This window comes from Terriglobus tenax (genome assembly GCF_025685395.1).
Classification (GTDB): domain Bacteria; phylum Acidobacteriota; class Terriglobia; order Terriglobales; family Acidobacteriaceae; genus Terriglobus; species Terriglobus tenax.
The window spans coordinates 641905-656690 of the sequence record NZ_JAGSYA010000003.1 but is presented as its reverse complement, the minus strand read 5'-3'; the positions used below and the strand labels follow the sequence as shown (position 1 = coordinate 656690).

Genomic DNA, 14786 nt, shown 5'->3' with positions numbered 1-14786 from the left:
CCCATGAATGAGCGCTGCGTGCTGGACAATGGCCTTTTACAGGCAGTGATTCTGCCCAGCGAAGGTGGCCGCGTGCAGTCACTCCGCTCACCTGCATCGGGCACGGAGTTCCTGATGCAGGCCAGGCAGCCGCGCACGCAATGGACTGCCGCAATGAATGCCAGGTTCCGCGATGGGTCCGCCGCAGGCATTGAAGAATGTCTTCCTAGCGTAGCTCCGAGCAGCGCTTTGACCGAAGGCGGCGAGGTGCCGGACCATGGAGACTTCTGGCAGATGCCGTGGCAGCTCGAGGAAGGTGCCACCTCACATCAAGCAGCAATCCACGCGCATGGATTCAGCCGGCCGCTCTGGTTTCGCAAAAAGTTCACTCTGCACCGGCATGCTCTCTCCGTTCGTTACACCGTCCTCAACACGGGGAAAGCTCCTGTGTCCTTCCTGTATGCCTGCCATCCCTTACTCGAGGTCGACGCGGGAGACCGCATTGTGCTTCCCTCTTCGACGACATCGCTGCATCTGTACTCCTCTCGCAATCAACGCTTGGGTGCTGACCACACCATGGTGACGTGGCCGCACCATGCGGGCATGGATCTCAGCATGGTGCAACCGGAGCACAGCGGCATCGCGGAGATGCTGTACTCCGGCCGCATGCAGGAGGGCTGGTGCGGGTTGTATCGTGCTCAATCCCGGTGCGGCATTGTTCTACGCTTCCATCCGGATGAGCTCCCATACCTTGGGCTATGGCTTTGCTACGGAGGATGGCCCGATAATCAGAGTGGCCCATTGCAATATGCCGTTGCGCCGGAGCCGACCTTCGCCCCGCATGGCTCCCTGCTGGAGGCGCAGCAGCATCAGGTTGCCCCTGTGCTGACACCGGGAGCGACCCGCGGCTGGACAATCACTTTTGAAGCAACGCCAGGCGCCATGGACTTCGATGCGTTCGTGTCGCACTGCCAACATCCGAAGGAGACACAGAATGTTGAAACTGTCCCGGTCCCGCATGCTCGTTGCGGCGATCGCCCTTAGCGTCGTTCCGCCTTCCTGGAGCACGGCATGGGCAGCTGCTCCCCATAGCTTTACCGTGCAGGATGGTCACTTCGCGAAAGATGGCCAGCCATACCGCATTCTTTCTGGCGAGATTCACTATGCGCGGGTTCCCCGTGCCTACTGGCGGCAGCGGTTACGCATGGCGCGCGCCATGGGACTGAATACGATCACGACCTATGTCTTCTGGAACCTGCATGAGCCAAGGCCCGGAGTGTATGACTTCAGCGGCCAGAACGATGTGGCTGAGTTTATCCGCGAGGCACAACAAGAGGGCTTGAATGTCATCCTTCGACCCGGCCCCTACATCTGCGCCGAGTGGGAGTTCGGCGGCTATCCTGCATGGCTGCTCAAGCAGAAGGACACGGTTGTACGCAGCAGTGATCCAAAGTTTATGGAACCGGTGACGCGCTGGATGCATCGCCTCGGCAAAGAACTCGCACCGCTGCAGGTTGGAAACGGCGGCCCCATCATTGCAGTGCAGGTTGAAAACGAATACGGATCGTTTAGTGACGACCATGCCTACATGGAACAGATCCACCACCTGGTGCAGGAGAGCGGCTTCACCAAGGCGCTGCTCTATACAGCCGATGGGCCGGAGCAGGTTCCTAATGGATCACTGCCCGAGCTTCCTGCTGTCATCAATTTTGGTCTTGGCGGAGCACAAAACGGTTTCGATCTGCTGCGTAAGTTACGTCCCAACGGCCCATTTATGACGGGAGAGTACTGGGCTGGATGGTTCGATCACTGGGGCGACAAACATCACACCGACAACGCAGGCAGGCAGGTTGCTGATGTTCAATGGATCCTGAGGCAGGGCTACTCCATCAGTCTGTACATGTTTCACGGAGGCACCAGCTTTGGCTGGATGAACGGCGCCAACTTCACCAAGGGGAAGTACGAACCGGACGTCACCAGCTATGACTACGACGCTCCGCTGGATGAGAGTGGACATCCAACTCAGAAATTCTTTCAGCTTCGCGATGTTATTTCCAAAGCAACGGGAGTGACACCACCCTCTGTTCCCGATGCGCCAAAGACGCAGGCGCTGCCTGCTTTCACGCTCTCGCAGAGTGCATCGTTATGGCAGCATCTGCCGGCGCCTGTGCACTCCGGCACACTGCTCAGCATGGAAGACCTGGACCAGGCCTATGGCTACATTCTTTACCGCACCACCGTTCCGATAGATACGACTGCCGACCTTGTACTGAACGGGCTGCACGATTATGCCAGCATCTACGCAGATGGCAAGCTGCTGGGCACACTCGACCGCCGGCTGAATCAGGACCGGCTCTCCGCTACGCTCAAGAAGGGCACGCAGCTTGATCTCCTGGTAGAGAACACAGGCCGCGTGAACTTCACCACAGCCATGCGTGGTGAGCGCAAGGGGATTCTTGGCAGCGTGCAACTCGGCGACACCGAACTGCACGACTGGTCAATCTATTCCCTGCCCATGCAGGACAACAGTACGCTCTTCTTGAAAAACTCAAAGAGCTGCGATGGACCTTGCTTCTTCCGCGGCAACTTCCGCACGACATCCTCCGCAGACACCTTCCTGGATGTCAGCAACTCCCACAAAGGCTTCGTCTGGGTCAATGGACATCCGCTGGGCCGCATCTGGTCTATCGGACCGCAGAAGGCTTTGTACCTGCCCGGGGTGTGGCTGCGTAAAGGAGAGAATGAAGTGGTTGTCTTTGATCTCGATCCTTCCGGCAAACCTGAACTGCGCGGCAGTGATGTTCCCACGCTGGGCGAGACGGCAGACAAATAGACAGAACAATCGATGCTTCAGCAAAGAAGGAAGCGGATTCATTCGCCTCCTCCTTCTTTTATCCGGACAAAAAGAAACCCTGCCGCGATGGATCGCGGCAGGGTGAGAGGGATCTTCGACTCAATTCCTCTAGAAGGTGTACTTCGCCGAGAACTGAAAGAATCTTGCGTCCGGCGAGTACGCCTGCAGGGAACGAGTGCTCGTGATCTGACCTCCGGCAGGCCCGTTGGTCAGGATGCTTGGAGTGCCGTAAGCCGGTGTGTTCAACAGGTTGAACACATCGGCACGGAACTGCAGCGGGTTCTCCTTCCACAGATTGAAGCTCTTGAAGAAGGAAGCATTGATGCGTTCGAAACCTGGGCCAAAGGTCTGGCTGCGGCGTCCGCCTGCGTACTGCAGAACGGTGTCGTGGCTGGAGGTTGCCGCCGTCAGCGAGCTGCCAGGCAGCGGGCTTCCGAAGGCGCAAGGGTTGAACCAGTGCTGCACCGTGCGGGTCTGCGTGGCACAGGTGGTTGCGTTTGACGTGGGAGCGCTTCCGCCCGCCGCAAACGGATCGCTCAGACGAATAGCGCCCGCGGCATTGAGGCCGACGGCCGTTGAGATGTTCGGCGTAATGCTGATGGGGTTACCCGTCTGCGCCTGGAAGGTAAGACTGCTGGACCAGTCGCCCACCACGGCATTCAACACTCCCTGGCGGTTGAGAAAGCGGCGATGCGCACCGAACGGCAGCTCATAGTTGCCATTGAAGGTGAAACGATGCCGCACATCCAGCGGAGAGTTGGCATACTCTTCGCTGATGGGAATCAGCAGCGGGTTGCGGTAGTAGCTGGCGTTATTGCTCTGTAGAACCAGGATCTGATTATCCAGAGTGTGCGCATAGGTATAGCTGGCAAGGAAGCTCAGGCCATTGGCATAGCGCTTGTCCAGTTTTGCCTGCAGCGAGTTGTAGTTTGACATGGCCCGGTTGGAAACATAGTTCATGCCGGAGAAGGTTGAAAACGGGCGCTGACTCTGTGCCGTTGCGGTGGAAGGCACCAGTGCCGCCGCGGAGTTTGCATTGAATGCCGTCGGGAGATGGCGTCCGGTCGTGCCGACATAGGACAACGCCGCGCTCATCGTGCTGCTGAACGAACGCTCCACGGTCAGGTTGTACTCCTGGCTGTACGGAGTCTTCGGGTTGGCATCGGAACCGACCGGCGTCAGCAGCGATGTACCGGCAGAGTTCAACAGACCCGCCGCGATCTGCGAGCTAAAACCGTTGGCCAGTGTGAAACCATCCGTCGCGCAGTTGCCGTAGTAGCACACGCTGTTGCTGCCATAGTTGGCCGTAAAGTTGAACGGATAGTTTTGTGATCCGTTGTTCCCCAGACCAATTGCCTGAAAGCCGCCATAGAACAAGCCATAGCCGGCGCGAACGACGGTACGGTTGTCCAGCTTGTACGCAAGTCCTACACGCGGAGCAAAGTTCGCTTTCCGCGGAGGCACCAGGTAACGGTTGTTGCTGTACACCAGCGTAAGATTGCTGGCGGCCAGCGAGGTAAGGAAACCGGGGGGAATCACAGTGTTCTGCTTGCTGGCCGGCATGATGAAGACACCAGTGCCTGCACCGGCCGCGCTGTAGGTCGACGGAATCAGGTATGCCTGGTTGTCATGCCGCTCTAATACCGGCGACTGATAGTCGTAGCGGAAACCCAGGTTGAGCGTAAGCCGCGGAGTCGCCTTCCAGTCATCCTGAAAGTAGGCCGAATGCGACCAGCGAAGGTCATCTGTATTAAGGATGTTCGAGATACGCGAGCTGTACTGCGCATCCTGCAAAAAGTCCGCAGGTCCGTAGCCCGTGTTATTCACACCCGGAATACCGGTGTACTGACCGCTGTAGGTATACGCACCACGCGCATACGGCGGCTGCAGTGCATCGAAGCGGACACGCTGGAAGCTATAGCCGACCTTCAGCGAGTGGCTGCCGACCTGCCGCGTCAGGTTGTCCAGAATCTGGTACGAGTTCTGATATTCCTGACTTGGGTAGTATGCAGGCTGGCCTGCCGTTGTGAAGGCCGTTGTTGTGATGCGAGGAATACCACCGAAGCCGCCACTGTACGGAATGCCGCCCAGACCAAGCTGCGACGATACATCAGAGAAAGACGACGAGCCGGTGTAGAAGAAGTGGCCATAGTTGTAGCCGAAACGAAACTCGTTGATCAGCTTATCGGTAAAGACGTGTGTCTCGCTCAGGGCAAAGTTCTCGCCCAGGTTGCGGCCATTGCCATCGGCCGTATAGCCACCGCCATCAATCACGGTGCCCAGCGGCGGAGGCTGGAAACTGGCCTGGTTCAGATAGCTGAAGCGAACAAAGGCCTGGTCATGTGCCGTTGCATTCCAGTCCACACGGCTGTCCCACTGCCAGGTGTTGTCCGTCGTCTTCGGAACAGCACGATAGTTGGTATACGTCTTCCCGGCCACGCCATAGTTCGGCGAAGGATACAGGTTGAGAATGCGCTGTGCCACTGTATTGATCTGCGAAGCACACAGCACGTTTACCGTACCGCCGCAGCTCTGGATATAAGGATTGGCTGGGCCGTTGATCGGCGTTGTTCCGGTCGCAGTCTTTCCGCCGGCGCTTGAGAGCTGGTAGAGATAGATCGGCGTCGACTGCCCGGTCAAAGAAGTGTTCAACAGCTCCGTAAAATCGCCTGTACGCATCTTCGCGGTTGGCACGCTGTAATAGCTGGTACTTGCCTGCACAATGCGGTTCGCTTCTACGTCTCCAAAGAAGAATAGCTTGTCCTTCAGGATCGGAAGCCCCAGCGTCGCGCCAAACTGGTTCTCGCGATATTCGGGAATAGCGGAGTCAAAGTAGTTCCGCGCGTTGAACTTGTCATTGCGCACATACTCCCACAACGATCCGTGGATAGCGTTGGAGCCTGACTTCAGACTGGCATTGACGACGGCACCCGCGGAGTGACCGAACTCCGCCGAATAGTTGCCCGTCTGAATCTTGAACTCGGCCAAGGCATCCGGTGGAGGACGCACCACGTAGGATGAACCATTCAGATAGTCCACCACGGCCGTGTTGTTGTCGACACCATCCAACAGGAAGTTATTCTGCTCGGCGCTCATACCATTCGCGGCAAAGTCGCCCTTGCCTGTACCGCGCGCTCCGACCGAAGGTGTAACACCCGCGCTAAGTTGCGCGATGTAGACCCAGTTGCGTCCGTTCAGAGGAGTCGCATTGATCTCACGCGTCCCGATAACCTGACCGGTAGAGCTCTCTTCCGTCTGCAACAGAGGAGGAGCCGTGGTCACGGTCACCGTGCTCTCGGTGGAGCCGGCCTTCAGCACCATGTCCACATTCAGCCGCTGCTGCACGTCCACATGCGCCTTCGGCTGGGTGGTGGTCGCAAAACCTTCCGACTTTACGGTAACGGAGTAGTTGCCAATCTTGATGGGCGAAAACAGATAGACACCGCTGTCGCTGGTCGCAGTGGTGAGCGTCAGCCCCGTGTCAAGGTTGGTCAGGATTACCTGTGCCTTTGCGATTGTTGCTCCCGATGTGTCCTGCACCACACCGGTAATCGCGCCCTGGTCGGCCTGTCCCCACACCGCTGTTGGCAACAGCAGACCCACGATCCCCATCACTATGAGGCATACGGACCGACATGACCGTCGAACTTTCCTGCGCACCATGACTTCCTCCGAAAGATTCCCTTCTCTTCCGCTCCCTGCCGAAGGTCCGGCACGCTCAAACGACCTGGGGGCGCGACAAAGACACGGAAAGAAGAACGAATGAAAAGAAAGTAAACGAAATCAATTGTTAGAACAAGAAGAAAATTCGAGGAAGGCATGCGAAACCTTTCGAATATACGCTGTCTTCCGTGCGATCACGCACCAGTGGCTGGTTCTGATGTTCCATAGCACTTGCAGGTACATGTACGATGGGAACAGCTAACATCATGAAAAAGAAGAATACGAAACACCCGAAAGATGCGAATCCGATGCTGATTGAGGAGCGCCGCCAGCACGTTCTGGCACGTGTCCAGCAGGAGGGACGCGTTGTTGTATCGGAGCTCTCTGAGGCGCTTGGCATCTCGCGCATCACCATCCGCAAAGACCTCGACAACCTTGAGTCGCGCGGCCTGGTGCAGCGTACCCATGGAGGAGCGCTGGCTCCCTCCAGCGGATCACTGGTCGATCTTTCGCTCAAGGAGAAGGAACAGCACCAGTCGCAGGAGAAGCAGCGAATCGCCGATGCGGCTGTAAAGCTGGTGCACGAGGGACAGTGCGTCCTGCTTGATTCCGGCACGACGACCACCGCCATCGCGCGTGCTCTGCGCAGCTTTCGTAACCTTACGGTGGTCACCAACGCCGTCAACATTGCTGCGGAGCTGGCCAACACCAACTTCGAGGTGATTCTGACCGGCGGCACATTGCGCAAGAACTCCTTCTCGCTCGTAGGTCCTTTGGCGGAGGAGATGCTCAGCGAAATCCACGCCGACATTCTTTTCCTGGGCGTGGACGGCTTCGATCCTGCTTACGGCATCACTACGCCAAATGTGCTGGAGTCCCGCGTCAATCGCTCCATGGTTAAAGCCGCGCGCCGCGTGGTTGCGGTATGCGACTCCACCAAGTTCAGCCGCCGCAGCCTTGCACTGATTGTTCCGCCCACGGCCATTCATGTTGTGGTGACAGACAACAACCTGCAGCCCGCGGACGCTGAAGTCCTGCAGGCGGCAGGCATTGAGATTCTTCAGGCCTAGACCGGAAGACAGGCCTTTGCATAGGGCCGCAGAGCCGTGCGGATGCGGTGCAACACCATCTCCAGGGGGTCTGGGGCAATGGCGCCGGCACGCACGGCATGGTGTTCTTCCGGCATCCAGGCGCTGACCAGGGTTTCAGGTACAGCTGTCTGGCGCAGGTTACCCATCAGGGTCGTAACGGCTGCCTGCGCTTCCGCAAAGTGCCAGTAGTAGCGCATGCGGTCACTGTAGCTATAGCGGCGCAGACGGCGCTGTTCCGCGGGGTCTCCGTGATAGTGCCTTGCCCAGTTCGCCGGTTCGCGCACCATGACGGATTCCAGGGTTCCTGCCAGATTGGAGCGTTTGGGCTCCTCCACAAGCTCGCGTTCAATGGTCTCCAGACTGAACAGTGCTTCTCGCATAGCGAAGGTCAGGGCGGGGCCCACCTTCAGAATGGCGAAGCCATCTCGAACCAGATCTTCGAAGCCCTGGGGATTCTGGTAATCCGTCGAGTGAGCTTCAAAGACCAGCCCCGGATGCTGTTCCAGCAGGCTCACCAGGCTGCGAGCCCTCTCGGGGATGTAATCCACCACGCTGTCGTGGTTGAACTCGACACCTGGCTGCACCACCATGCCCAGCACACGCGGCCACACTCCCCCCAGACCGTGTTTATAAAAAATCTCGCGATGGACATGCAGTGTCTTCTCTGCCGCGGCCTTTGCCGTAACTTCAAGATGGGAGAGACTCTCAGTCGCTCCACCGGGAACAGGAACCTCGGTACCGATGATGTATACCGGCCGCTCGCCCGTTGCTGCCGCCTCTGCAGCGGCGCAAAGCTGCGCGGCACGTTCGGCAATCGTCTCGTCGCTCAGCGGAGCCGTATCGTCCGCACACGTCATGCTGGCATCCAGATGCAGCTTCGTAAAGCCGGCGGCGGCGTAGCTCCGCATCATTTCCAGGGCCAACGGCATGGCCTCCGCGACTGGAAGGCTCTGCCATGGATTCGGACCAAGGTGATCGCCACCAAGGATCAACTGGTCGGAAGGGAAACCTTCCTCCGCGGCAATGTCTTCTACCAGCACGCGAAAGTCTTTCGGCTGCATGCCCGTATAGCCGCCCTGCTGGTTCACTTGATTTGAAGTCGCTTCAATCAACAGCGGCATCGCATCCTGCTTTGCCTGCCGCACCGCAGCGCGAAGCACCCAGGGGTGCGCGCTGCAGACAGAGTAAATCCCACGCATCGCACCCGCCTGTTTGCGCGATGCCACCAACTCCTGCAACTGCCGAGACATTCTTTCTTCCTTTCAGTGTGACTGCGTTTTTTTAGCGGCTTTCCAGCGTCATGACCTGGAAGGGTTGCAATACGAAACGATGCGACTGACCGGCGTTCAACGCAATCTCAGACTTACCGGCATCCGACTTCCACGGGCTGCGCATGCGGTAGTTCTGCCGCGCGCCTGCAGGCAGCTCGAACACCGCCTTCACATCGATCTCAAGGCTTTGTTCCTTGGGCGACGGGTTGCGCAGCACAAGAATGCCTCGGTTGTTGCTCCAGGAAGCCCAGCCATACATTTCACCCTTGCCAGGGTCGCCACCCACCCAGTGCGTATCGCGCAGGATCGACGCGTTCGCACGGCTCCAGCGCGCACTCTCGGCAAGCACATCCCAATTACCTGCGTTGAGCAACGACGGCGTGATGTACATCTCCTGCAACTGTGTGCCGCTACCGAAGTACGAACGAACCTCGTCGGTAAAGTCATTGCCGGGGTCATCGCCAAGATGCTTCGCCTTCTCCGCGTAGATCAGCCCATGCAGCATCAGCGAGTTCAACGGGAAGAGCGGGCCCTGCTGCACGATATTGCGATAGGTCTGCTCATCGCGATAGGTGATCCACTTCTGCCGCCAGCTTCCCTCACCATCGAAGTTATGGTCGGAGCCGGAACGCCAGATGGAGTCCGCATAGCGCAGCCAGAACGGCGACGGCTTGGTGCCGGTGGTCAGGTTCACAAACAGGCCATTCTCCTGCTGGCGAAGCCTCTCGATCAGGTGGATCGCAGCGGAGAAATCACTATCAAAGATGCTGCCTGGAAAAACCTGCCCGGCGTTGCCGGTGCCGTCGAACTTGAACTGATTCACACCATAGCGGTTGATGAAGTTCAGGCAGGCAGACTCAAATTCGCTGTAGTACTTCGGCCCGGAGAGCGCGTAGCCGTTGTTCACAATCTCGTACTTCTGGCTTTCTCCATAGGCAATACGCTGCTTCTTCTCCGTGCTGTAGCCCCCCCACGGCGACAACCACACGCCGATGCCGAAACCGTAGCTGGCAGCAGTGGAACGCAGCGGCGTAAAGCCATCCGGGAAGCCGCTGTCGAATTTCCACAGCGAACTGGTGTTGTCCCAACCATCGTCCATCAGAAAGGAATCCATGGTCACGCCGCGCTTGCGCACCAGTTCTTCGCCGAAGCTGTGCATGCGGTTCAGCACGCCTTCCGCACCAAAGCGCTCGCCAAAGCCAAGATCGTACCAGGTGTTGTAGTGCAGGAAGGTACGGTACGGATGCGCACGCTCCAGCTCAACATAGGCAAGAAAATCGCGCCGCAACTGCCCTGGCCGCGCCGTGCCGATCACGGATGAGTAGGTAATCGACTGCCCGGCGCGGAGCGGAAGGGTACGCTTCAATCCGGCCGTCACCTCGCCCTTGTCAGCAGTGCTGTACGACAACGGATGCTCGAAGCCCAGGTAGAACGGTTCATGCACGATAGGCGATCCCGCAACCGTACCGGAGACTTTCGCGCCCTCGTCATGGAAGCGGAACATCTGCACCTCAGCCAGCGGCAGGTCCTGCTTGCCGGCAGCGATAGTCACTTCCTGCCGCAGATACGCCCCTTCGCCGCGCGCGACCAGGCACCAGTGCGCGCTCGCGCCACTTGCCGTATCGCTTAGATCAGCGCAAAGCTGGCTCCCGGCAACGTGGGCCGCCGCGCGCGATACTCCCGACTCAGCTAGCAATGGCGAACGCACCGGGGCGTGTTCCAGGTGCATGGAAGAGGCTACAAGCTGGCGGCCGTCCGTAAACACCAGAACGAAGACCTCCCCCGGTTTCAGCATCTTGCCAGAGCGAAGATCCTTCACTTCGCTAATCGACAGATGTCCGTCGCCGGTGCGAACATCTGCCTGCAATGCCCGGTTGCCGAAGCTCTGTGCCGCACCTGCCGCTGAATACACCGCACTCGCCAGAACAAGACTGGTGGCCGCCGCCCGAAGTCGTAGCATGAGGATTACCCCGTGAAGTAGACAAATCGCCGCTTTCGAAATAAAACGAAAGGAAACGATATTCCTATATATCACGATCCGGAGGATGAATGGCAGGCAGCGATAAGTTTGTGGACATGGTAAGTGCAGTGGCGAGGGTCGATCTCCCCCTGGGAGAGTTCCAGCCGAAATCCTCCCTCGTGACGCCGGTCCATCTTCCGGAAAAGCCGAAGTTCCCGGTCATCGACTATCACAACCATCTGGATTCGACCGACCCCACTGAGGTCCTGCGCATCATGGATGCCTGCGGCGTCGAGCACCTGGTCAACATCACCATGCAGGTCGGCGATAAGGCTATTGCCATTTTGGACCGCTTTCACCAGGCCGCGCCCGACCGTTTTTCCAGCATTGGCTGGATGGACTGGCAAGGCGTCGACCGCGATGACTTCGTGCAGGTAACGATCAACCGCCTGCATCGCCTGGTAGAGCACGGAGCCACCGCGATCAAGTTCTGGAAAGATCTTGGCCTGGTTCTGCGCGGCAAGGATGGCTCTCTGCTGAAGATTGATGACGAGCGCTTTATCCCGATCTTTGAAGAGTGCGAACGGCTCAGCCTTCCCGTCATGTTCCACACGGCCGACCCCAGCGCATTCTTCCAGCCCATTGATCCTCAAAACGAACGCTACGAAGAACTGGCTGCCCACCCGGATTGGGGTTTCAGCAGCTCTGCCGTCAGCAAGCGCGAGTTGATTGAACAGCGAAATCGCGTCATTGCACGGCATCCGAAGCTCACGTTTGTGGGCGCGCACTGTGCCGAGTGCGGAGAAGACCTGGCCTATCTTTCCGAGCAGATGGATGCTCTACCGAACCTGATGATCGACATCAGCGCCCGTACGCCCGAGCTTGGCCGCCAGCCATACGCAGCTCGCAGGTTCTTCCTGAAATACGCTGACCGCATCCTGTTTGGCACCGACCTGCTCCCGGAGGTCGAAATGTACCGGCTTTACTACCGCTTCCTGGAGACTGAGGATGAGTACTTCGAATACCCTTCGCACGCTTCACGGCAGGGCCGCTGGAATATCTACGGACTTTATCTGCCAGAGGATGTGCTGAAGAAGGTCTACCGCGATAACGCCCTGAAACTGATTCCCAAACTGGCCTAACTCATTCCACTCAGGAGTTGCACGGTGACAATCTCTGCCTGTTCTCGCAATTTTTCTGCCTTGGCTGCCAGTCTCTTGCTGGGCACAACCGGATTTGCACAGACTCCGTTCATCAATACGCTGATGCCGCAACCGGTCGCGCTGCAACCAGCCACCGGAGACCTGGCCATCACGCCGCAACTGAAGATCACCCTCAAGGGGGCGAACGATCCCCTGCTTCGGCAGGCGGCACAGCGCATGGTAACCAAGCTGGAGCAGCACACGGCGCTCCCACTTACCACGGCACTGGTCGATGACAGCCATGCCTCCATCCAGATTGACGTCGTCGACCATTCACAGCAGCGCCCCATGGATGGTGTGGACGAGAGCTATACCCTCAACATTCAAAACGGCACCGCAACTCTGCACGCCCAGACAGACTTCGGCGCCATGCACGGGATGGAGACACTGCTTCAACTGATCCAGGGAGAAGGAAGCAGCTACGTAATCCCAGCTGTTCATATCGAAGACTCCCCGCGTTTCCCATGGCGCGGGCTGCTACTCGACCCCGGCCGTCACTTTCTTCCCATAGACAACGTTCTGCGAACGCTGGACGCAATGGCCGCCGTGAAAATGAATGTCCTTCATTGGCACCTGACGGAAGACCAGGGTTTCCGCATTGAGAGTAAGCGCTTCCCCAAACTGCACGAGCTTGGTTCCGGAGGCCAGTACTACACGCAGGATCAGGTCCGCGCAATCGTCCGCTACGCTACAGATCGCGGTATCCGCGTAGTGCCTGAGTTCGACATACCAGGACATTCTTCAACCTGGATGATTGGTTATCCGGAGCTTGCCAGCGCTCCCGGTCCATACCGCGTGGAAGAGGACAATCGCATCTATGACGCAGCCATGGACCCGACGCGCGAAAGCACCTACCGCTTTCTGGATAGCTTTCTTGAAGAGATGACTTCGCTTTTCCCCGATGAGTACATCCACATTGGCGGCGACGAAAGTAACGGCAAGCACTGGAGAAGCAATCCGGAAATTGAGCGCTTCATGCAACAACACAACATGAAGAGCACCAATGAGCTACAAACCTACTTCAACTCCCGTGTGCAGAAGCTGCTCACCCGGCATCATCGCCGCATGGTCGGCTGGGACGAAATTCTGCAACCCGACCTTTCCTCCGAGGTCGTCGTCCAGAACTGGCATGGCATTGAGTTTCTGATCGACGGTGCTCGCCGCGGCCACAAAGGCATCCTCTCGAAGCCCTTCTACCTGGACCACCATTACTCCGCTGAAGAAATGTATGCCGTCGATCCGGTTCCATCCGGCAACGGCCTGACACCGGCGCAGAAGAAGCTGATTCTTGGCGGCGAGGCCTGCATGTGGGGTGAGCAGGTAGATTTCCGAACAGTGGACTCCCGTATCTGGCCACGTACCGCTGCTGTTGCGGAACGGCTATGGTCCCCTGCTTCGGTCCACGATACGCAGGATATGTACCGCCGCCTCGCGGTCATCTCCCTTCGCCTGGATGATCTTGGGGTCACACATCTCTCCAATCCCACTCGCGGCATGCGTCAGATCAGCGGCGGCGATACCGACGCGCTGCAGATTTTTGCCTCGGTCGTTCAGCCGGTCGACTTCCACGAACGCTACAAAGAGCAGCACACCTCTGCCACAACTCCGATGACTAACATCATCGACTTCACGGTCTTCGATCCTCTTTCGCGAAATCACTTTCGCGAACTGGTAGCCGCCTACCTGCAAAGCTCCGCAAGAGAAGACATTGCACGCCACACAAAGGACCGAGCCGAGCTGGAAAACACCTTTCATCACTGGCTCTCGGCCGCGCAGCAACTCAGTATGCAGTCACAGGCAAATCCAAAGCTGGCAAATATCGCGCAACGACGCCTTCAATGGATGCAGCTTGCTTCGCTTGGCCTGCAGGCAATGGCATTGATTGAAGCAAAGCAGCCCGCCGACCCGGCATGGTTCAACGCACAGCAAAGCCTGCTCAAAGCTTCCGCCGACCCCACAGAACTCGTCGACTTTGTGGCGCTGGGCCCCCTCAACGAACTGCTCAAAGCAACCTCACAACCTGCTACCGGCTTATAGATCAACGAAAGGTATATCCCGACAATTTTCGAGCATGAAAAAGCCTCTCGGGCAGAGAAGCTTTGGTCCTTGTAACCTATTCATTTTGTATAACTTATCTTGGTTCCGGGAAGGGGGGGGCGAACCCCCACGACCGCAAGGGGCGGCGGATTTTGAGACCATAAGCCTCAAGTTCACTCGCTCAGAATCATATGAATACAGCAACTTACGAAACATCATCGTTCGGTTCCGTAAGGTTTTTTGAGGGTCTATGAATTCGATTCGGACAAAGTTTAGGCTAAGTCCATCGAGCTATTTCCCCTTCTCTCTTCGTATATCAAGCAGATCGCAATATTCACTTGCCTGGACTGTTCGTTAGCGAATTTGGATACGATCAATGACGGCTAATCCGCTGAATACTAGCCAAATTCACAGAACGGTCGCAAACCTCTGCTGGAGTTCGGCAGAGCTCTAGGCGACACATCCTAGGTAAACCTTTTGTTCAGGCTGCTCCGGCATTATTTGAATAGACAGCAAGGGTGTCGAAGGGTGCGGAGACACTGACAGGAGGAGTGCTTTGAGAAGAGGTAACAGGCTGTTCGTGACGATAATCGGTACTGATGTGATTAGTGAGTGCATTGGCGATGATGCGTCAATGGAAAAACTTATAGCCAAAGGAATCGCAGTACGCGAAGATAAGAATCCAAAGGAGGGCGCAGACTCTCCAGCGTTTTGAAGACAGTGCAAGTT

At 57.6% G+C, this 14786-nt stretch carries 8 protein-coding genes; 5 read left to right on the top strand and 3 right to left on the bottom strand.

Features of this window, described 5'->3' with window-relative positions:
- Positions 1-3: 3 nt before the first annotated feature.
- Together OHL13_RS02755 and OHL13_RS02750 are read left to right on the top strand one after the other, a co-directional pair.
- The gene (locus OHL13_RS02755; RefSeq protein WP_263408582.1) at positions 4-1023 is read left to right on the top strand and encodes an aldose epimerase family protein; all 1020 of its coding nucleotides are present in this window, start codon (positions 4-6) and stop codon (positions 1021-1023) included.
- A complete protein-coding gene (locus OHL13_RS02750; RefSeq protein WP_263408581.1) occupies positions 974-2812 on the top strand; it encodes a glycoside hydrolase family 35 protein in 1839 nt (612 codons plus the stop codon). Before OHL13_RS02755 ends, OHL13_RS02750 begins: the two co-directional genes overlap by 50 nt.
- A 129-nt stretch (positions 2813-2941) precedes the next feature.
- Here OHL13_RS02750 and OHL13_RS02745 read toward each other — a convergent pair whose 3' ends face one another.
- Positions 2942-6445 carry a TonB-dependent receptor gene (locus OHL13_RS02745; protein ID WP_263408580.1) on the bottom strand — a complete coding sequence of 1168 codons (3504 nt, stop codon included), beginning with the start codon at positions 6443-6445 and terminating at the stop codon, positions 2942-2944.
- Between the two features lie 317 nt (positions 6446-6762).
- Here OHL13_RS02745 and agaR point away from each other — a divergent pair, with 317 nt between their 5' ends.
- Positions 6763-7566 carry a transcriptional repressor AgaR gene (gene agaR / locus OHL13_RS02740; protein WP_263408579.1) on the top strand — a complete coding sequence of 268 codons (804 nt, stop codon included), beginning with the start codon at positions 6763-6765 and terminating at the stop codon, positions 7564-7566.
- Here the strand turns inward: agaR and OHL13_RS02735 are convergent.
- Both OHL13_RS02735 and OHL13_RS02730 read right to left on the bottom strand, forming a co-directional pair.
- A complete protein-coding gene (locus OHL13_RS02735; RefSeq protein ID WP_263408578.1) occupies positions 7563-8837 on the bottom strand; it encodes a D-tagatose-bisphosphate aldolase, class II, non-catalytic subunit in 1275 nt (424 codons plus the stop codon). The two genes, agaR and OHL13_RS02735, sit on opposite strands and share 4 nt — an antisense overlap.
- Before the next feature lie 31 nt (positions 8838-8868).
- On the bottom strand, positions 8869-10818 hold the full coding sequence (locus OHL13_RS02730) for an alpha-galactosidase (protein ID WP_263408577.1): 1950 nt from the start codon (positions 10816-10818) through the stop codon (positions 8869-8871).
- A gap of 89 nt (positions 10819-10907) precedes the next feature.
- On the opposite strand from OHL13_RS02730, the gene OHL13_RS02725 reads away from it, so the two are divergent.
- Both OHL13_RS02725 and OHL13_RS02720 read left to right on the top strand, forming a co-directional pair.
- Positions 10908-11960 carry an amidohydrolase family protein gene (locus OHL13_RS02725; RefSeq protein ID WP_263408576.1) on the top strand — a complete coding sequence of 351 codons (1053 nt, stop codon included), beginning with the start codon at positions 10908-10910 and terminating at the stop codon, positions 11958-11960.
- Positions 11961-12020: 60 nt separating this feature from the next.
- A complete protein-coding gene (locus tag OHL13_RS02720; RefSeq protein WP_263408575.1) occupies positions 12021-14057 on the top strand; it encodes a beta-N-acetylhexosaminidase in 2037 nt (678 codons plus the stop codon).
- Positions 14058-14786: the final 729 nt, after the last annotated feature.